Origin of the sequence: Streptomyces sp. MS06 (assembly GCF_047200655.1) — a bacterium.
In the GTDB taxonomy this organism is placed as follows: Bacteria; Actinomycetota; Actinomycetes; order Streptomycetales; family Streptomycetaceae; genus Streptomyces.
This window is the reverse complement of record NZ_JBJZOJ010000002.1, coordinates 49,833-68,416: the sequence shown is the minus strand read 5'-3', so window position 1 is coordinate 68,416 and position 18,584 is coordinate 49,833. Positions and strand designations below refer to the sequence as shown.

Sequence of the window (18,584 nt, the reverse complement as noted above, 5' to 3'; positions counted from 1 at the left end):
CGCTCACACCACGGCGGGCCGCTCACACCACGGCGGACCACGCACACCACGGCGGACCACGCACACCGCGGCGGACCGCTCACACCGCAGCGGGCAGGTTGCGCAGGAGTTCCTCCTCCGACCGATCCTCCAGGTGCGTGAGGAAGACCCACATGTGACCGGACGGGTCTCTGAGGATGACGGTACGGTCACCGTGGAACATGTCCTTCGGGGGCTGGATGATCTCGGCGCCCTCGGCCTCGGCCCGCACCGCCAACGCGTCGACGTCGGGCACGAAGACATGCAGGGTGACGGTCGTGCCGCCCAGAGAAGCCGGGGCTGTGAAAGCGGCGGCCTCCGCCTCCTCCACACTCACGTCGCCGAGCATCAGGGCCGACCGGCCGATGCTGATCTCCGCGTGCAGGATCCCCCCACCCGGGGCGTCGATCCGGAACTCCTCCCGGGCGCCGAACGCCCTCCGGTAGAAATCGATCGCCTCGGAGGCGTCGCCGACCATGATGTGCGGGATCACGGCGTAGCGGTAGCGGTCGGGGATCACGTTGCCGACGTCGCGCTCGGGCATGGTGGGACCTCCTCTAAGGATGCTGCCGCTCGGTCTCGGCAGCGATGGAAGGACCGTAAGAGCTCAAGTTTGGTTGAGGTCAAGAGCCGACCATGCAGCCGCCGGCGCGCAGGCCGTCCAGCGCCTCGAGAGGCAGCGGTGACCGCAGCCGTACAGCCGTACGGGCCGGCCCTCAGGCGGGGAGCGCGAACGCGTGCTCGTCCGGACCTCTCCGCCATGACGCCCGCGGCACCGCACGCGACACGGCCGACCGCCACCAGTCCGCACCGGACGCCCCGAGACCGGACGCCCGGAAGAAGACGGCCCCGGCAGATCCGTGCGGCGCGCAGGACATCTCACTCGCCAGGAAACGCGCCCGGAAACGCGCCCGGCGGAACGGAGCCGGGGCTTGAACGACGGCGTCCTCGATCAGAACGGGGGCGAGGATTCCGACATCAGAGTGGCAAGCCATCTCGTGTACTCGACCCTGCGGGGGCAGTCCCCGGTGGAACGGGGCTCGGCTCGGCAGCCGTCCGGTCGCCCGCCGGTGTCGCACACGCCGGGAGTGCCGGCGCGGACCGGGTCCAGTGCGGTCGACAACTGGGCCAGTCGGCAATCGGGCATCGCGTCACGGTTCTCCGGATTACGGAAGGAATACCGCCCGTCGTTGACCCGGACCCCGGGCGCCCCGGCGCTCCACCGGGCCGGGCCCGCCATGCCCTGACGGCGAAGCATGAAGTCGGCGAGCCGACCGGGTTGCGCGGCGCCCAGGCGGTCGCGCAGGCACGCGGCGAGCCGCTTCCCGGCCCCCGGTGGCAGGTCGGCATCACCGAGTGCGGGCAGCAGCAGGAGCAGTCGGGTGTCGGGGTCGGTGGTCGTTCCGCCGGGCAGCGCGTTGTCGGCCGCATCGGTCAGCTCGGGCCAGGACAGCCCCGGTCCTCGCCAGTGCCCGGCGTCGCGGGCCAGGAACTCGGCCTCCTCCCATGCGGGGTGGTGGGCCACGTACTCCACGCTCGCGTCCTCGCCGGCGTTCTCGTACACGACGTGCAGACGCAGGCCGCCGGACAGTGGCACCGTGAACACGGGCCGGTCGCCCGCATCCCACAGGCGTCGGACGAAGTCCCGGTAGGCGGCGTGATCGTACTGCCCGAGCCAGGATCGGGGCGCGCCGCGCCGGCAGGCACTCAGATGGTCCCACCAGAACGGGTCCTCCTCGAGCAGCTGCGGGCGGTGAGCGTAAGGCCCGGTCTCACGGACGAGGAGTCGGACCGGATGCAGAACAGGAGTCAGTGGCAACCCGCCCTGATCGTCGACGGCACGGACAGCCCGACAGGGTCCGGAAGCCGGAATCAGCTGCTCCAATCGCTCACCTTTCATTGATCCCGCGGGACTGCGGCGGAGTTGGGGGACACCAGATCCGGCTTGCCGGGAATCGCGATCACGACCTGGGCCGAGCGCACCTACCACCGCCGCCGACGCCGCCGGAGACGCCCGGCCCGTTGGACCCCTGCCGAGCACCAGACCGCCCTGACCCCACCAGCAACTCCGGCTGCATGAGCCGTTTGTCACCCGATCGCACAGCAGTCCCGGGTCATGCAGCGTCGTCCCAAGGCTTGTTCTCCGCCCAGTGCCGAACCCAGCCGGCAAAGCCGCACCCTCCGGTGGTGAAACCGAACTGAGCGCCGAAGGGGACGGCTCCGACGTCGGTGATCAGCCAGACGTGCCCTCTGTGCGGACCGGCGACGACGAGATGCCAGTTCATCGCACACCCGTCGGTCCCGAGCACGACCGAGCCATGGTTGTAGACCTGCCCGAGGAGCTCGTCTGCGTCATCAGCCGGATCCTCGTCCTCCTCCCACAGCCATGACTTCGTCAGCGGGAACGGCGCACTCAGATCACGTTGCTGCTCGTGATCACCCCAGTCGCTCGGCAGCTCGGCCACGGGCAGCAGCCCGTAGTCCGGCGGTCCGGACGACGAACCGTCCGTTACCTCAGCGACGAAGGTCCGATACGGCTCGGGTAGCACGATCCCGTGCGCCGCCTCGAAGGACCGGACTGCCTGCCAGCCAAGAGCCGACTCACCGTCGTCATCGACCCCGAACGCCGCACGCAGCGCGACCAGCTCATCAGGATCCGCCTGATCAACATTCATGCGGCATGCATAACACCCCGCTCCGACAGGGATCGACACCCCGACACAGCGCCCCCGCACCTGCCGACACCGGCAGTGGCTCCGGCCGGTGCACGGCCTGACGACGCCCGGGGCGGGCACCCACTCGCCAAAGAGTCGCGCCCGGCTCTGTTCACGAGAACCCGGCGCGCTCCACCTGGACGCCATGGACCACACCCGCTCCACATGCGTGTGGGCCGACGGCAGACGGGATGGGAGCTGGGGAAGGTGGTACGTGAGGGAAGGGGGTTGGTGCGGCTTGACGCAGGTCATGGAACAGCGCGCACGAGGCTCCCGAGAGCACTGAGGGAGCCGACCCACCCCTGGCACAAGGCGCGTTCACCTGTCACGATCAAGCCATGGTCAACCCTTCGAAAACGACGAAGCGGACAGAGATCTTCGGCTCCCTGATCGGCCTGGCCTTCGGCACAATGCTGCTGGTGGCAGTAAACGGGACCAGTAGTTCTGTGGTCCGGACCACGGTAGGAATATTCTGGCTCTTGAGCTTCCCCTGGCGTGTTTTGCGTTACTTCGCCCGCCGGAGAAAGTCCGCTCCACCGTGACCGCGCATCGGCGCCCCGTGCCCCCAACGTGCCCGATGGGGCGGCAACTGACGGGGAACAGCAGGAAACACGGGGAATCGCCACAGGAACACGCAGGTCACCGTCTCGCCAGGTCACCGTCTCGCCAGGTCAGCGCCCCTCCGCATACGTGATCCTCCAAACTGGCGCTCCAGGTCCGAGAAAGTGGCCGCGCTTGTCAAGGCTGCGTGCGGCGGCTGACACCAGCGGTTGCCACCAACAAGCACGAACAGCAGCGGTCTGCGCCGGACATCAGCGGACGATCGGCCGAGGCGCAAGCCGGGTTGGACGATGTCGACGATCCCCGGTGACCGACCTGATAAGGATCAGGCCAGACCGCAAAGCGTCAGGGTAAGACCTGTCGCACCCGAGTCGCGCTGGCCGTAGCGTCCGACCGCCCCGACAACAGGTGCCCGGGGGCGCCCGAGGCGAAAGCCGAACCGGTGGGAGTGAGAGGCGGCTCGCGGGGTGGCCGTACGCGTGGCGCGCGACCGGCGCCCTGGGTAGCCCCATCGGACCCCGGCTGTACAGCAGTGAAGTTCCCCGTGCCCCAGTCGCGCCCGATCGAGCGGGAAACCACGGGGAACACCAGGCAGCCACGGTAGCCGGGCACAAGAACGGCCCCTGACCAAACATCCAGGTCAGGGGCCGTTCTCACTGCTCAGCGAGCGGAGGCGGTGGGATTTGAACCCACGGTGACATCGCTGCCACGACGGTTTTCAAGACCGTTCCCTTCGGCCGCTCGGGCACACCTCCCCGCGCCGCCGATCACGGCGGCGCGGGGACCAGGGTAACGGGTCTGAGCGGGGCGTACGGGAGTCCGGCGGCTGCCGGTGCGGTACGCCCGCCCCGGTGGGCGGGCGTGGCGACGCCGGAGCGGCCGGTCAGCTGTCCCCGGTGCGCGATCCGAGGGTGACGTCCACGGTGTGGGTCTGGCCGTCGCGCTTGTAGGTCAGGGTGACCTTGTCGCCGGGCTTGTGGGTCCAGATCTCGCCGATCAGGGTGGGGCCGGAGTCGATCACCCGGTCGTCGAGCTTGGTGATCACGTCGCCGGGCTTGAGGCCGGCCTTGTCCGCGGGCCCGCCGGGTTCCACGGGGGCCGCGCCGCCCGCGCCCTGTTCGGTGATCTTCGCGCCCGCCGTGGTGTTCTGCAGGGAGACGGAGGCACCGATCCTGGCGTACACCGGCTTGCCGGTCTTGATCAGTTGCTGGGCGACGTACTTGGCCTGGTTGATCGGGATGGCGAAGCCCAGGCCGATCGAGCCGGCCTGGCCGGTGCCGAAGCCGCCGCTGCCGGTGGACTGGATGGCGGAGTTGATGCCGATCACGTTGCCCTGGGCGTCGAGGAGCGGGCCACCGGAGTTGCCCGGGTTGATCGACGCGTCGGTCTGCAGGGCGCTCATGTACGAGGCCTGGCTGCCGCGGCCGTCGCTGGAGGCGACCGGCCGGTTCTTGGCGCTGATGATGCCCGTGGTCACCGTGTTGGAAAGGCCGAAGGGCGCGCCGATCGCGATGGTCGAGTCGCCCACGGCCACGTTGTCGGAGTCGCCGAGGGGCAGCGGCTTGAGGTCCGAGGGGGCGTTCTTGAGCTTGATGACCGCGACGTCGTAGCCCTGGGCGTGCCCCACGACCTCCGCGTCGTACTTCTTGCCGTCGGGGAACGTGGCCGTCAGGGTGCCGCCGTCGACCGCGTCGGCGACGACGTGGTTGTTGGTGACGATGTGGCCCTGGGTGTCGAAGACGAAGCCGGTGCCGGTGCCGCCCTCGCCGCTCGTGGACTCGGCCTCGATGGTGACGGTGCTCGGCAGGGCCTTGGCCGCGACCGCCGCGACCGTGCCGGGGTCCCGCTTGACGTTGCCGCCGCTGGTGGCGGCGGAGACGGTGGTGGAGCCGGTGCCGTCGTTGTTCTTGGCGAGGGTGTAGCCGATGCCGCCGCCCAGGCCGCCGGCGACGAGTGCCGCCACCAGGACCGCAGCGACCAGCCCACCGCGCCGGGACTTCTTCGGCGCCGGCTGCGGCTGGTACCCGCTGCCCCAGCCGCCGCCGGAAGCGGCGCCGCCGTCGCCGTACCCGGGATGGGCGGGCGGGGGCGGGGGCGGCCAGCCGCCCTGGGCGGGGGAGGCGGTGGTGGGGGCTTCCGCGGGGTACGCACCCTCGGACGGTGTGGAGGCCTGCGGCGGGTACTGCGGATGCTGCGGTTGTTCGGGCTGCGCGCCGTACGGCTGCTGCGGGGCCTGCTCGGCCTGCGGCTGCCGGGGGGTCGCCGGGCCGGGCTGCGGGTGCTGCTGCTCGTGCGCGGTCCCGCCCTCCGGTCCGGGCGCGGGGTGGCCCGCCTGGGCGGCGGGCCTGTCCTGCGGCGCCTCGGGGGCGGTGCCGGCGCCGCCCTCGGACGTGGTGGGCTGCGGGGGAGACGCGGGTGATTCCACCGGCACGGGGGGTGCAGACGGGGCCGGGGGTACCTCGGTGCCCTCGTTCTCGGTGCTCACAGCTCTTCTCCTCGATCCACTGCTGTTGTCATCGGTCGCACTCGATCAAGCTCGTCGCGCTTGTGGTCGGCCCGCGCGCCGTCGCTGAGCATGTGCTTTTGTATGCCCTCAGCTTTTCCCACGAGCCGTCAGAGCACCATAAGCCGTGGCTGTGGGTCTGTGACTACTCTTTATAGAGGACATCAGGGGCAAAAAGGATGCATCTCTCGGCCGCCGTGGACACATCCTCGATGCCTCCGATCGGACGACTACCCCGTACCGGTGGCACCATGACGCGGTGACCGACGCACGACAGCACCAGATCCAGGTCGTCGCCCATCGCGGGGCCTCCGAGGACGCCCCCGAGCACACCCTGGCCGCCTATCGGAAGGCCATCGAGGACGGCGCCGACGCCCTCGAGTGCGACGTACGGTTGACCGCGGACGGCCACCTCGTCTGCGTGCACGACCGCCGCGTGAACCGTACGTCCAACGGACGGGGTGCGGTGTCCGCCCTGGAACTCGCCGACCTGGCGGCACTGGACTTCGGCTCCTGGAAGACCCGGGACGCCTGGCGCAACCGGGACGAGGAGCCGGACTGGGAGTACCCGCCCGAGGACCTGGAGGCCACCTCCGTCCTCACCCTCGAACGACTGCTCGAACTGGTCTCCGACGCCGGCCGCCGGGTGGAGCTGGCCATCGAGACCAAGCACCCCACGCGCTGGGCGGGTCAGGTGGAGGAGCGGCTGCTGCTCCTGCTGCGCCGCTTCGGGCTGCACGCGCCGACCTCCGCCGCCCTGTCCCCGGTGCGCGTCATGAGCTTCTCGGCGCGCTCGCTGCACCGCGTGCACGCCGCCGCTCCGACCCTGCCCACCGTGTACCTGATGCAGTTCGCCTCTCGGCGACTGCGGGACGGACGCCTGCCCGCGGGCGTCCGGATCGCCGGCCCGTCCCTCAGGATCGTGCGCAACCACCCGGACTACGTCGAGCGCCTGAAGCAGGCCGGCCACCAGGTGCACGTGTGGACCGTGGACGAGCCGGAGGACGTGGCACTCTGCGCCGGTCTGGGCGTCGACGCCATCATCACCAACCGCCCCGCCGCGGTACTGAACCGGCTCGGACGCTGAGCCGAATCAGGCATTGGGACCGGAGCGGACACTGGAGCTGGTCGGACACTGGGCCGGATCGGACACTGGGCCGGATCGGACACTGGGCCGGATCGGACTGCCGCACCGGCCGGTCCGCCGAGCCGTCGGGCCGATGCGGCGGCCGGGCCGGCGAGCCACCGAGCGAGCCGCCGCCGGAGCGGCGCCGCCGGGGCGCCGCTCAGCGACGGGATGAACCTCGGCCACACCGCCACCCCGACCACCGCGGACACCGTCCGACCCGGTCATACACCTTGACCTCGCAGCATGACTGCAGCATCCTCACTTCTCGGCCACACCGAAAAAATCCAGCCATACAGTGATCGAATTTCGACCTCAGAGTGACCGTGTGATCACAGGGAGTGCTCCGGCGCGTTCGGTCCGTCTGTGATCGCGGTGAATGCGTCATCGGAGACGTGCTGGCCGGTTTCCGGTTCAGGCCGGTGGGGCATCCACACCGTGGCGTGGGGCGAAGGAGGTCTCGGGGGTGGCGTTGGTGGTGGCACGGGAGGTGCCCACGTCGTCGAGCATGGCCGTACCCCATGGCCCTGCGGGCGTGGGTGAGGCGAGGCGCCGCATGCGCGATCAGTTGCGCATGAACGGTGTGGCGGAAACGGTCGTCGACGATGCCGTACTGGTCCTTTCCGAACTGTTGAGCAATGCGTGCAAGCACGGCCGGCCGCTGGGTGACGCCCTGGCGGGGGACGGCGACGTGCTGGCCGCCTGGCGGGTGGACACGGGCGGCAGCCTGGTCGTCGAGGTGACCGACGGCGGCGGGCCGACCCGCCCGGCACCGTCCACCCCCTCGGTCACCGCGCACGGCGGCCGCGGGCTCAACATCATCACGGCACTGGCCGAGGACTGGGGCGTACGGGACGACTCCCGCGGCGAGGTCACGGTCTGGGTCCTGGTCCGCAAGGACGTGCACGCTCTGGACGTCGGCAGCCGGCGGGACGACTTCGCCACGCGGGTCGCGGCTCCACCGGTTGCGGCGATGGCCGATCTCGACTTCGCGGTCGCATTCGACGACCTGGACTGAGCAACCCCCGGAACGGCACCAGCAGAGCACCGGCCAACACCGAGCACGCCGGCGCGCCGAACACGCCGGGCGCGCCGAACACGCCGGGCGCGCCGGGCGCAGCAAGCACGCCGCCTGTCTGCGCGCCCCCGGGCACCGGACCACGGCAGAGGCGTCCGGGGTCGCGCGGTCGCGCGGTGGCACCGGTCGCGTGCCGAACGGGCCGTCGAAGGAACGCCGGAAGCCACAGGGTCCTCGCAGGAGGCGGTGGAGCGGTTGGAGGCGCTCGGGGTGCCAGGGGCCACCGGCGGTAGTGGCGGCGGTTCGCCGCAGCGGCAGTGGCAGTGGCGACGCAGCGCGGAAGGCGGCGTACCGACTGTTGCCGGGACCGGTCGCCGGTACCCGTGGGCGCGGTTCCGCGCCGGTTGTCGCCGGTCCGCCGTGGGCGGTGGCCCGGCTTTCGGCGGCTCGGACCAGGCACGGGGCGCTGACCCGCTCGGACACCCCCGCACCCCCTGTCGGGACGGGGCGCCCTCCCCCCTGTGGGGACGGAACGGCCTCCACACCCCCGCCGAGACGGGACGCACTCCACGCCCCTGCCGAGACGGGTCGGCTCCGTCTCGGCAGGGGCGGGAGCGGCTAGGCTCCGCCCGTACCAGACGAGCCGTAACCGGGAGACACCCACGATGGCCAAGAAGCGACCCCAGACGAAGGCCAAGCGGCCGCAGCTCACGGACGGAGAGGTCCCGGTGGTCGGTGCGCGCGAGCCGTGCCCCTGCGGCAGCGGCCGGCGCTACAAGGCCTGCCACGGCCGGGCCGCCGCCCACGCCGTGACCGAGCTGGTGCAGCGGCCCTTCGAGGGCCTTCCGGGCGAGTGCGACTGGGTGGCGCTGCGCGAGCTGGTGCCGGCCGCGACGGTGGAGCTGCCGCTCAAGGACGCGCTGCCTGAGGGCGTCCCGTCGGTCACGCTGGCGACGGTGCTGCCGATGGCGTGGCCCGCGCTGCGACGCGAGGACGGTTCGGTGCTGCTGGGCCTGCAGAACGACACGGCGTCGGGCGACATCAGCCGCGACCTCGCCGACACCCTCCAGCGTGCGCTGACCGCCACCCCCGGTACTCCGGTGCAGGCGCGCCGGGCTCCCGCCGAGTCTCCGCGACTGCAGGACCTGCTCGACCCCGAAGGGGAGTTCGCGCCGGTGGTGCACAGCGGCTTCGAGTTCTGGGTGCCGGACGCGGAGAACGCCTCCCCGGAGGTGGCGGCCTCCCTGGAGCGGGCGAACGAGGCGGCCATCCCGACCGAGCGGTTGACCGGCGTCGACGCGGCCTACTGGTGCCGGACCCCGGAGAAGAACCACCTGCGCTGGGTCATGCCGTACCCGGAGGAGCAGCTGCTGGACGCCCTCGCGCGCCTGCACGCGGCGGGCCGCTCCGGCCTGGGCGAGGGCACCCGCCTGGTGGGGTCCTTCCGTGCGCACGGGCTGACCGTGCCGGTCTGGGACCTGCCGGGTTCGGTCACGGCCGACGACGTCGAGAAGCCGGCCGCCGAGTTCGGCGAGCGGCTGGCCGTTGCGCTGGCTACGGAGGCGCCACTGACCGTCGAGGAGCGCCGGGCGCGCGGCGGACTGACCAACCGGCAGGTGACGCTGAGCTGAAGCGGGCCGCACTCTCGGGTGGCGGCTGACCGGTCGGTCAGCCGCCCGGGCCGCGCGGAAGCTGGGACTCCAGTCTCAACTCCCGCCCTGTGCAGCGGAGTCGGTGTCCGAATCCGCCGCTCGGAAGGTCCCGTTCGGTGTCCGAATAGCCGAGGGAAACATGAGATCGAATTTGCCTGGAGCCGATCTCTTGTTACCGTTCGAGTAGCCCGGTTGCTGGTGCATCCCCCGTCGCCAGCAACCGGGTCTTCTCATTCGCGACGCGTTCGACGCAGCGCCGCCGCCTGTCAACCACCGCCGGGCGCACTCGGATTGCTGCCGGAGCGGAGCAGCAGCGGCCCCCGTCCGCCGGCGTCGGCGAACTCGACGACCGCCGTGTAGGCGTCCATCTCCCCCCGTGTCGGCCGCCGGGGTGTCTCGCAGGTGCCCGGATCGTCCTCGGCGGTCAGGGCGCAGTGCATCCGCACCGTGTGCCCGTCGGGCCCCATGAGACTCAGCACGGCGTCCAGAGCGCGCCCGGTCGCGTTGCGGTAGTAGGTGCGTGCCCAGGTGTCGTCGGCACTTGCCAGGACGCAGGTCTGCGCCTCGACGCCCTCGGGGGAGGCGAGTTCGGGACCGCAGCGGGCCGCGGTGGTGAGCCCGAGGCCGAGCAGCAGCGGTGAACCGGCGGAGTGGGCCGGTGCGTCGCCGTCCGGGCCGGTGGACGGCGGGGTCCCGGTGGACGGTGGGGCCCCGGCGGGGGACGGGGGTCCGTCGGGGGCCGGTGTTCCGGCGGGGGACGGGTCGGTGCGTCGGACACCGGAGTCCGCCTCGGCTGCCCCACCCCGGTAGGCCGCGTCCCGCACCGGGTGCGCGGAGGGCGACGCCGGGGCGAGTCCCGTCGGCGGCACCTGCCGGCGGCCGGCGTCCGGGGGCCCCGCGGACGCCACCGCGAGCGGCAGCGCCACCGCGCAGGCCACCGTGCCGGCGAGGGCGAGGAGACGGACGCTCCGGTTGCCGGTCCCGCCGGGTCGGGGCCGTCGGCGGGCGTGTCCCCCAGGATGACGCAGCATGGAGCGGACGATAACGAGCGCGCGGAGCGGATCGCCCCCCGCGCGCCGCGCAGCCCTACAACTCGGGCGCGCTCACACCCGTACGAGTGAGGACCTCGACCAGCGTGTCGACCACGGCCTCGACGTCGGGCACCCAGGGTGCGGCCGAACCCGGCAGCGGGGCGCGCTCCCACCGGATCGCGCCCTGGCCGGTCTCGGAGGGGGGCACCGGGAGGTAGCCGCCGTCGCCGTGGAAGCGGAGGGAGCCGGGGACGAAGTCCTTGGCGTACAGCAGTTCGCCCAGTTGCTCCATGGAGTAGGGGCGCACCAGGATCGCCCAGCGGCCGGCCGAGGCGACCACCGGACCGAGGCGCGTGCCCCTGCGGTCGAGGGCGGCCAGGGCGTGGGCGGCCGGCAGGGCGGGGAGGCTGACCGCGCAGGGGGCGGCGCCCCCGGTGGCCAGGATGATCGGCGCGGTCGGACGGTTGGTCCACCACCAGCGCACCATGCGCGCGTCGGTGGTGGCGGCGAGGAGACCGGGGTCGAAAGGGTGGGCGCCGGGTGTCCGGCACTCCGGGTCGGGGCAGCCGCACCGTGAGCGGCCCTGCGGGTCGGCCACCGCTCCGGGGAGCACGGGCCACCGCCATTCCGTCGCGTAGGTCAGGGCCGCGTTGATCAGCTCAGGCCGCCCGCCCTTCCGCCGGGACAGACGCCTGCGTCGCCTTCCGAGGATCTCGCGCATGAGCGCTCGTTCCTTTCCGTTGCACCCCTGGCAACACCGTGGGCCACATCACACCATGAGTCGATCACTTCACTGTGCGTACCTGTTGGCGCAGCACACCTCTGCGCGAGGCAGGCGGAGCCCCTCGTGGGTCGATCCCGGGCAGCTCCCGCAGCCACCCCGTCCGTGGTGCGTCCACCACAAGGATGGACGTGGCGTGGGGTGGCGAAGTGTGGCGTTTCGCCGTTCCGTGTATTTCTCTCCGCCTCCGCCACGGGAGGATGGGGCACGGTCGTCGGTGGATAGGACGTCCGTGCCGGACACGAGGTTCCGGGCGGCCCCCACCACCCAAGGTCCTTACCAAGGTCCTTACCGAGTACGTACCCATCACGACCGTTGTGACGCTCTGTGGAGCAAGCCCAGTCGACCGCAATCACCCTTTACCCGAGGCAGTTTTCAGCCAACTTAGCCAATCCGCAAGGGGTTACCGGCGGGAGCCGCCGAAAGTCCCGCACCCCTCTCGGACACCAGGAATCCCAGCAGGACAATGCTGGACATCCCCTCACGAGTGCGTGTACATGTGGAGACACTGCTACCGGCGCAGAATGACATGGGGGTCTGCGATGCCTTTGAGCAATACGCACCGGTCGGAAAGCCGGACGCCATGAACGCCCCGCACCCTTCGAAAGTGGCTGGAATCGATTCAACGGTTCCATCCCCCGCACACACTGTCGCGCCCGCGCCCGCAGGCCCCGACAGTCCGCACGTCCCCCCGCCGCACCCGCCCGGCGCACTGCTCCAGGACCGCCTTGCCGGCTGGGTGTCGGACCTGACGACACTGCACGAACTCACCGAGCGCCTCGCCCGCACCGACACCCTGGACGGCGCACTGCGCGAGGCGCTGCGCGCCGGCGCGGCCCTCGTGGGGGCCCGGCGCGGACTCGTCGTCCTGGAACCGGCCGACGGGCAGGGCCCCGACAGTACTACCGGTCTGGGTCTGGCCCGCTCCGACCTGGGCCACATCGAGACCGTGCCGCGCAGCTCGCTGTCGTACGGCAGGATCCTCGACGGCCTGCCCGGCTGCGACGGCGCCGTCGCCCAGCCCGACCTGTTCGCCGAGGACGGTCTCCACCCACGGCACCGCGAGGTCGCCGCCCGCCTCGGCTACGCCGCCAGCTACGCCCTCCCGCTGTCCACCGAGGCGCTCGGACGGCTCGGCGCCGCGGTCTGGCTGTACGACGAGCCGGCCGAGCCGTCCGAGCGCCAGGAGCACCTGATCGGCCTGTACACCCGCTACGCCGCCGAACACCTCGCCCGGCTGCTCGACGTGGAGCGCTCGCGGGCCTGTCTGGCGACGATCTCCGAGGAGCTGCTGCCGTCCCGGCTGCCCAGGATCGCGGGCGTGCAGCTCGCCGCCCGCCGCCGCACCGGTCCCCGCGGGGGCGGTGACTGGTACGACGCGCTGCCGCTGCCGGACGCGGCGCTCGGCCTGGCGGTCGGCTCGGTGACCGGCTCCGGGCCCAGTGCGGTCGCGGCGATGGGCCGGCTGCGGGCCTCGCTGCGGGCGTACGCGGTGATGGAGGGCGAGGACCCGGTGGCCGTCCTCTCCGACCTGGAGCTCCTGCTGCGCCTGACCGAGCCGGCCCGCTCGGCGACCGCGCTGTTCGCCTACTGCGAGCCCACGCTGCGCAGGATGACCCTGGCCGGGGCGGGACACTGCCCGCCGCTGCTGATCGGCGAGCGGCGCACGGAGTTCGTGGAGACGACCGTCTCCGCCCCGCTGGGGATGCTGTCCTGCTGGGAGGCGCCCAGCGTGGAGGTGGCGACGGAACCCGGCGAAACGGTGCTGCTCTACACCGACGGGCTGCTGCACCGCACCGGCGACTCCGCCGACCGCGCCTTCGCCCGGTTGCACGCGGCGGCGGCCGCCGCGCCCCGCGCGGTCCGCGAGGACCCGGACGCCGTCGCCGAGCACGTGTTGCGCACCGTGCTGCCGGACGGCTTGGCCGACCAGGACAGCGAGGAGGACGTGGTGCTGCTCGCAGCACGCTTCGAGTGACCTCCCCGGACCGGGCGGCAGCACGCCTCGAGTGACCTCCGGAACCGGCCGGCAGTGGCGTCGGTAACAGGTCCTCCGCCCCTGGGCCCCTTCCGTACGACCGTACGATGGAGGGGGTCCAGTGCCGTATCCAAGGAGGAACCGTGGCCGAAGAGCTCCCGGACGACAAGAACCCCGCAGCTCCCGAGGCGGGGCCGGAAGCCTCCGAGGAGGAGCCCGTCAAGCAGCGGAAGAACGGCCTCTACCCGGGTGTGTCCGACGAGCTCGCCGAGAGCATGCGGTCCGGCTGGGCCGACACCGAGCTGCGCGACCTGGAGCCCATCGCCCAGGCCGCCGAGACCGCCGCTCGCCGAGCCCGGCTGTCCGCCCGCTTCCCCGGCGAGCGGCTGGTCGTCCCCGCGGGCAACCTGAAGACCCGCTCGAACGACACCGAGTACCCCTTCCGCGCCTCCGTCGAGTACGCCTACCTCACCGGCAACCAGACCGAGGACGGCGTACTGGTGCTGGAGCCGCGGACCCTGCCGGACGGCAAGCCCGCCCACGAGGCGACGCTCTACCTGCTGCCGCGCTCGGACCGGGAGAACGGCGAGTTCTGGCTCTCCGGCCAGGGCGAGCTGTGGGTCGGGCGCCGCCACTCCCTAGCCGAGTCGGAGCGGCTGTACGGCATCCCCGCCGACGACGTGCGCGAACTCGCCGGCAAGCTGCGCGAGGCCACCGGACCGGTGCGCGTGGTGCGCGGGTACGACGCCGGCATCGAGGCCGCGCTGACCGACAAGGTCACCGCCGAGCGCGACGAGGAGCTGCGGGTCTTCCTCTCCGAGGCCCGGCTCGTGAAGGACGCCTTCGAGGTCGGCGAGCTGCAGAAGGCCGTCGACTCCACCGCGCGCGGCTTCGAGGACGTGGTGAAGGTCCTCGACAGGGCCGAGGCCACCACTGAGCGCTGGATCGAGGGCACGTTCTTCCTGCGCGCCCGCGTGGAGGGCAACGACGTCGGCTACGGCACCATCGCCGCCGCCGGCCCGCACGCCTGCACGCTGCACTGGGTGCGCAACGACGGGCCGGTGCGCTCCGGGGACCTGCTGCTGCTCGACGCGGGCGTCGAGACGCACACCTACTACACCGCCGACGTCACCCGCACGCTGCCGATCGGCGGCCGCTTCAGCGAGTTGCAGAAGAAGATCTACGACGCCGTGTACGAGGCCCAGGAGGCCGGCATCGCCGCCGTGCAGCCGGGCGCCAAGTACCGCGACTTCCACGACGCCGCCCAGCGGGTGCTCACGGAGAAGCTGGTGGAGTGGGGTCTGGTGGAGGGCCCGGTGGAGCGGGTACTGGAGCTGGGCCTGCAGCGCCGCTGGACCCTGCACGGCACCGGCCACATGCTCGGCATGGACGTCCACGACTGCGCGGCCGCGCGCACCGAGACGTACGTGCAGGGCGTGCTGGAGCCCGGGATGTGCCTGACGGTCGAGCCGGGGCTGTACTTCCAGGCCGACGACCTGACGGTGCCGGAGGAGTACCGCGGCATCGGCGTGCGGATCGAGGACGACATCCTCGTCACCGAGGACGGCAACCGGAACCTGAGTGCCGCGCTGCCGCGGCGGTCGGACGAGGTCGAGGCGTGGATGGCCTCGCTGCGCTGAGCGGGTGACGGAGTCGGCGGCCGGAGCACCGGGGGTGCCCGGCCGCCGACTCCGTCCCCGGTCCCGTCGTCTCCCGGTCCCGTCGTCTCCCGTCGTCTTCCGGTCCCGGCCGGAACGTTCGGGACCGCCGCCTGCGGTGCCGGGCTGCGGTGCCGGGCTGCCATGCTCGCCACCGTGCCCGGCTGCCGGCCGGGCCGGGCACCGCCGGGCGGCCGCGGGCGAGTGGCCGGTCGGCTGCCCGCGGTGCGGTTCAGACCGCCATCAGGTCAGACCGCCATCAGGGGGGCGTTGTCCCGCCATTTGAGGATCTTGTCGAAGCGCACCACCGCACCGCGTTGCCCCGGCTCACCGCCGATGTCCACGTGGTCGGCGAGTTGCCTGATCAGGTAGAGGCCGCGGCCGTGCTCCTCGTCCTCGTACGGCCGGCGGAGGCCCCGGTCGGCGACGGTGAATCCCGGTCCGGAGTCGGAGACTTCGATACGGCACCGCTCGCCGTCGAGGTGGGCGGTGACGCGGTAGGCGCCCGGCGCGGCGTCCCCGCCGTGCTCCACGGCGTTGGCGCAGGCCTCGCTGAGGGCGACGCAGAGGTCGTGGGACACGTCGGGGTCGACGCCCGCCGTCTCCATCGCTCCGCGCAGCAGACGACGGGCGAGCGGCACGCTCGCGGCCTCGCGCCGCAGCTGGAGGGACCACCAGATGCTCATGCTCCCGCCTCCCGGCTGCCGCTCGACATACGGATACGTATTGCCGTGCCGACCCACGAGTAAGCACGGATTTGACGTGATGCCGCCCATATGGGGGATGTGCCGAGGGCGGCATTCCGTGTATGTGGCACTCGACCGCTTCACTACCGCGGGACGCGATCTCCCGTATGTACGGAATTTCGGACCTGGCGTCGGGGCCCTGCGGGGGCAGTGGAATGATGGGCCCGCCATGTCTGCCCCCCAGCCGCCCTCGGCGCGAACCGGACGCGGTGTCCGGCTCCTGCGGGCCGCGGTGTTCGCCGCGGTCTGCGTCGTGCTGGCCGCGGCCGGCCACGCCCTGGCGTCCGGGGCAACCGTGCCGCTGTGGTCGCTGGGCGCGGGTTTCCTGGCAGCACTGCTGATCGCGGTGCCGCTCGCCGGTCGCGCGCGTTCACTGCCGGCCATCGCCGTACTGCTCGCCGTCGGGCAGACGGTCCTGCACACGCTGTTCGGCCTGGGCCAGCAGGCCGCCGCGGCAATCGCCCCGCCCGCCGCGAACGGGCCGAACGGGGTGAGGTCCGCCGCCGACGCCGCGCTCATCGCGCGGGCGTCCCGGCTGGTGTGCGGGCACACCGCGGCCGCGCTCAGCCCGGCCCAGGCGCGGCGCATCCTCTCCGAGGCGCGGGTCGGCACGGGCGGTCCGGTTCATCAGCCGGACGCCCTGTTCGGCTCCGGGGGCTGCTCGGGGTCGCTGGTGCCCTCGCTGCCGATGCTGCTCGGTCACGTGCTCGCCGCGATCACCGCGGGCTGGCTGCTGCGCCGTGGCGACCTCGCCCTGCTGCGGATCAGCGAACTGGCCTCGCTGTCGGCCCACGGCGTCGCGGAGGGCGCACTCGTACGGGCCCTGCGCGCGGCACTCGCCCTGGTGCTCGCCCTGCTCGCCGGACTGCCCTCGGCACCGCAGCGCGGCCCGCGTCCGCCGCGGCCCGCGGAGCTTCCGCCGGCGCGTCCGCGTGCGCCGATGCTGGAGCACACGGTGATCCGCCGTGGCCCACCGGCCGCCGACTGCCGTCTCGCCGCCTGACGCGACGCCACCGCGACCCGCACTCCGGGAAACGAGTCCGGGCGAAAGGGCGTCCGCCGTCGAGCGGCCCGCGCCGCTACGCGCGTACCACCTTTCGTCCCCGCAGACCCGCAGACGCACAGAACGCAGACGTGCAGAGGCGCAGAAGCGCAGTTGCACAGACGCGAAGACGGGTCTGCCTCGTTAGCCTCACTCGAAGTGGAGTGCTGCCTTCCATGAAGGTCTCCCGCATTGCGGCCGCCGGCGCGGTCGCCGCGACCACCGTCCTCGCCCTGGGTTCCCCCGCGTTCGCCCACGTCACCGTCCGGCCGGAGGGGGTGGCCGCCAAGGGCGGCTACGCGGTCATCGACTTCAGGGTGCCCAACGAGCGCGACAACGCCTCGACCACCAAGCTCGAGGTCAGCTTCCCCACCGACCACCCGCTGGCCTCGGTGATGCCGGAGCCGGTCCCCGGCTGGCAGGCCGAGGTCACCCGGTCCACCCTGGCCAAGCCGCTGGAACTGCACGGGAAGAAGATCTCCGAAGCCGTCTCCAAGGTCACCTGGACCGCCACCGGGAAGGGCATCGAGCCCGGCTACTTCCAGAAGTTCCCGCTGTCCGTCGGCGCCCTGCCGGAGGACACCGACGAACTCGTCCTCAAGGCCATCCAGACGTACTCCAACAAGGAGGTCGTGCGCTGGATCGAGGTGGCCCAGGACGGCCAGGAGGAGCCGGAGAACCCCGCTCCGGTGCTGCAGCTGTCGGCCGCCGGCGACGCGGACGCGCACGGCTCCGCCGGGGCCCGGAAGGCCTCCGACTCCTCCGGCGGCAGCACGGCGGCCGCCGAGGCCTCCGACTCCTCCGGCGGCAGTGACACCATCGCCCGGATCCTCGGCGTGGTGGGCATCGCCGTCGGTGCCGCGGGCGTGGCGTACGGCGTGCTCGCCGGTCGCCGGCGCGGCGGCACCGCCTGATCCCTGTCCGACCGCGGCGCGCACGGGGGCCGTCGCAGGGCCCACCGGCCCGGACCGACGCCCCCGGGCGCGCCCGACCCCGCCAAGCAACCTCGGGAACTCTCCTCCATGCGTACGAAGACCTTTGCCGCGGCGGCCCTGCTCGCCGCCGCCTCCCTGACCCTTTCCGCCTGCGGCAGCAGCGCCGGCGACGGCGACGCGGTCGCCTCGGTGTCCCAGGACTCCGCCTCGAACCAGGCCGTCACCGTCCTCGACCAGCCGTTCCAGAAGCCGGAACTGGTGCTGACCGACACCCACGGCAAGCAGTACGACCTCCGCAAGGAGACCGCGGGGAAGCCGACGCTGATCTACTTCGGCTACACGCACTGCCCCGACGTCTGCCCCCTGACCATGAACAACATCGCCGTCGCGAAGAAGCAGCTGTCCGCGGCGGACCAGGCCGAGCTGCGGATCGTGTTCGTCACCACCGACCCCGAGCGGGACACCCCGACCGAGCTCGGGACCTGGCTCAAGGGGATCGACCCGCAGATCGTCGGCCTCACCGGCGACTTCACCACCATCCAGGCGGCCGCCCGCAAGCTCGGCATCTTCATCGCGGCGCCGCACAAGGACAAGAACGGGAAGATCGTCTCCTCGCACGGCACCCAGGTGATGGCCTTCTCGCCGAAGACGAACGCCGGGTACCTCGTCTACAACAAGGACGCGACCGTCGACGACTACACCAGGGACCTCCCCAGGATCATCAAGGGGGAGAAGCCGTGACGCGGTCCGCGGCGTCCGCGGCATCCGCGGCGGCGCCGACCGGAGCCCTGCGCAGCGGGAGCGGCAACCCGACGTCCGCG

General features: G+C 72.2%; 15 protein-coding genes and 1 tRNA gene. 8 read left to right on the top strand and 8 right to left on the bottom strand.

Features of this window, described 5'->3' with window-relative positions; genetic code table 11:
* Positions 1 to 79: 79 nt before the first annotated feature.
* From ACL02U_RS01330 to ACL02U_RS01310, 5 genes are all read right to left on the bottom strand, one after another.
* Positions 80 to 562 carry a VOC family protein gene (locus ACL02U_RS01330; protein ID WP_412788693.1) on the bottom strand — a complete coding sequence of 161 codons (483 nt, stop codon included), beginning with the start codon at positions 560 to 562 and terminating at the stop codon, positions 80 to 82.
* Positions 563 to 970: 408 nt separating this feature from the next.
* Positions 971 to 1,837 (bottom strand): hypothetical protein, encoded by an 867-nt coding sequence (locus ACL02U_RS01325; RefSeq protein ID WP_412788692.1) that lies wholly within the window; start codon positions 1,835 to 1,837, stop codon positions 971 to 973.
* 295 nt (positions 1,838 to 2,132) lie between these two features.
* A complete protein-coding gene (locus ACL02U_RS01320) occupies positions 2,133 to 2,693 on the bottom strand; it encodes an SMI1/KNR4 family protein (protein WP_412788691.1) in 561 nt (186 codons plus the stop codon).
* Between the two features lie 1,268 nt (positions 2,694 to 3,961).
* A tRNA-Ser gene (locus ACL02U_RS01315) sits at positions 3,962 to 4,048 on the bottom strand.
* A gap of 128 nt (positions 4,049 to 4,176) precedes the next feature.
* Positions 4,177 to 5,778 carry a trypsin-like peptidase domain-containing protein gene (locus ACL02U_RS01310; RefSeq protein ID WP_412788690.1) on the bottom strand — a complete coding sequence of 534 codons (1,602 nt, stop codon included), beginning with the start codon at positions 5,776 to 5,778 and terminating at the stop codon, positions 4,177 to 4,179.
* A 277-nt stretch (positions 5,779 to 6,055) separates the two neighbouring features.
* Here ACL02U_RS01310 and ACL02U_RS01305 point away from each other — a divergent pair, with 277 nt between their 5' ends.
* The 3 genes from ACL02U_RS01305 to ACL02U_RS01295 all read left to right on the top strand — a co-directional run bounded on the left by ACL02U_RS01305 (position 6,056) and on the right by ACL02U_RS01295 (position 9,571).
* The gene (locus ACL02U_RS01305; RefSeq protein WP_412788689.1) at positions 6,056 to 6,883 is read left to right on the top strand and encodes a glycerophosphodiester phosphodiesterase; all 828 of its coding nucleotides are present in this window, start codon (positions 6,056 to 6,058) and stop codon (positions 6,881 to 6,883) included.
* Positions 6,884 to 7,388: 505 nt separating this feature from the next.
* Entirely contained in the window at positions 7,389 to 7,940 is a 552-nt protein-coding gene (locus tag ACL02U_RS01300) for an ATP-binding protein (protein WP_412788688.1), read from the top strand.
* 665 nt (positions 7,941 to 8,605) lie between these two features.
* Positions 8,606 to 9,571 carry a DUF5926 family protein gene (locus ACL02U_RS01295; RefSeq protein WP_412788687.1) on the top strand — a complete coding sequence of 322 codons (966 nt, stop codon included), beginning with the start codon at positions 8,606 to 8,608 and terminating at the stop codon, positions 9,569 to 9,571.
* Positions 9,572 to 9,858: 287 nt separating this feature from the next.
* Here the strand turns inward: ACL02U_RS01295 and ACL02U_RS01290 are convergent, their stop codons facing one another.
* A complete protein-coding gene (locus ACL02U_RS01290; RefSeq protein WP_412788686.1) occupies positions 9,859 to 10,623 on the bottom strand; it encodes a hypothetical protein in 765 nt (254 codons plus the stop codon).
* Positions 10,624 to 10,678: 55 nt separating this feature from the next.
* Positions 10,679 to 11,344: a bifunctional DNA primase/polymerase gene (locus ACL02U_RS01285; RefSeq protein ID WP_412788685.1), complete on the bottom strand. Its 666-nt coding sequence runs from the start codon at positions 11,342 to 11,344 to the stop codon at positions 10,679 to 10,681.
* Positions 11,345 to 11,870: 526 nt separating this feature from the next.
* On the opposite strand from ACL02U_RS01285, the gene ACL02U_RS01280 reads away from it, so the two are divergent.
* Together ACL02U_RS01280 and ACL02U_RS01275 are read left to right on the top strand one after the other, a co-directional pair.
* The gene (locus ACL02U_RS01280) at positions 11,871 to 13,382 is read left to right on the top strand and encodes a PP2C family protein-serine/threonine phosphatase (protein WP_412788684.1); all 1,512 of its coding nucleotides are present in this window, start codon (positions 11,871 to 11,873) and stop codon (positions 13,380 to 13,382) included.
* 107 nt (positions 13,383 to 13,489) lie between these two features.
* The gene (locus ACL02U_RS01275; RefSeq protein WP_412788683.1) at positions 13,490 to 15,022 is read left to right on the top strand and encodes an aminopeptidase P family protein; all 1,533 of its coding nucleotides are present in this window, start codon (positions 13,490 to 13,492) and stop codon (positions 15,020 to 15,022) included.
* Positions 15,023 to 15,288: 266 nt separating this feature from the next.
* On the opposite strand, the gene ACL02U_RS01270 is transcribed toward ACL02U_RS01275, so the two are convergent.
* Complete coding sequence (locus ACL02U_RS01270; RefSeq protein ID WP_412788682.1) at positions 15,289 to 15,726, bottom strand: ATP-binding protein; 438 nt, start codon at positions 15,724 to 15,726, stop codon at positions 15,289 to 15,291.
* 229 nt (positions 15,727 to 15,955) lie between these two features.
* On the opposite strand from ACL02U_RS01270, the gene ACL02U_RS01265 reads away from it, so the two are divergent.
* From ACL02U_RS01265 to ACL02U_RS01255, 3 genes are all read left to right on the top strand, one after another.
* Positions 15,956 to 16,789, top strand: a complete 834-nt coding sequence (locus ACL02U_RS01265) for a hypothetical protein (protein ID WP_412788681.1) — start codon at positions 15,956 to 15,958, stop codon at positions 16,787 to 16,789.
* Positions 16,790 to 17,004: 215 nt separating this feature from the next.
* The gene (locus tag ACL02U_RS01260; RefSeq protein WP_412788680.1) at positions 17,005 to 17,742 is read left to right on the top strand and encodes a YcnI family protein; all 738 of its coding nucleotides are present in this window, start codon (positions 17,005 to 17,007) and stop codon (positions 17,740 to 17,742) included.
* A 108-nt stretch (positions 17,743 to 17,850) separates the two neighbouring features.
* Positions 17,851 to 18,504: an SCO family protein gene (locus ACL02U_RS01255; protein WP_412788679.1), complete on the top strand. Its 654-nt coding sequence runs from the start codon at positions 17,851 to 17,853 to the stop codon at positions 18,502 to 18,504.
* Positions 18,505 to 18,584 lie beyond the last annotated feature (80 nt).

Excerpts from the sequence above, each read along its gene's own strand:
- ACL02U_RS01290 (WP_412788686.1), bottom strand. The coding sequence starts at position 10,623 with ATGCTGCGTCATCCTGGGGGACACGCCCGCCGACGGCCCCGACCCGGC.
- ACL02U_RS01320 (WP_412788691.1), bottom strand. The coding sequence starts at position 2,693 with ATGAATGTTGATCAGGCGGATCCTGATGAGCTGGTCGCGCTGCGTGCG.
- ACL02U_RS01285 (WP_412788685.1), bottom strand. The coding sequence starts at position 11,344 with ATGCGCGAGATCCTCGGAAGGCGACGCAGGCGTCTGTCCCGGCGGAAG.
- ACL02U_RS01280 (WP_412788684.1), top strand. The coding sequence starts at position 11,871 with ATGCTGGACATCCCCTCACGAGTGCGTGTACATGTGGAGACACTGCTA.
- ACL02U_RS01270 (WP_412788682.1), bottom strand. The coding sequence starts at position 15,726 with ATGAGCATCTGGTGGTCCCTCCAGCTGCGGCGCGAGGCCGCGAGCGTG.
- ACL02U_RS01330 (WP_412788693.1), bottom strand. The coding sequence starts at position 562 with ATGCCCGAGCGCGACGTCGGCAACGTGATCCCCGACCGCTACCGCTAC.
- ACL02U_RS01295 (WP_412788687.1), top strand. The coding sequence starts at position 8,606 with ATGGCCAAGAAGCGACCCCAGACGAAGGCCAAGCGGCCGCAGCTCACG.
- ACL02U_RS01265 (WP_412788681.1), top strand. The coding sequence starts at position 15,956 with ATGTCTGCCCCCCAGCCGCCCTCGGCGCGAACCGGACGCGGTGTCCGG.
- ACL02U_RS01260 (WP_412788680.1), top strand. The coding sequence starts at position 17,005 with ATGAAGGTCTCCCGCATTGCGGCCGCCGGCGCGGTCGCCGCGACCACC.
- ACL02U_RS01275 (WP_412788683.1), top strand. The coding sequence starts at position 13,490 with ATGGAGGGGGTCCAGTGCCGTATCCAAGGAGGAACCGTGGCCGAAGAG.
- ACL02U_RS01255 (WP_412788679.1), top strand. The coding sequence starts at position 17,851 with ATGCGTACGAAGACCTTTGCCGCGGCGGCCCTGCTCGCCGCCGCCTCC.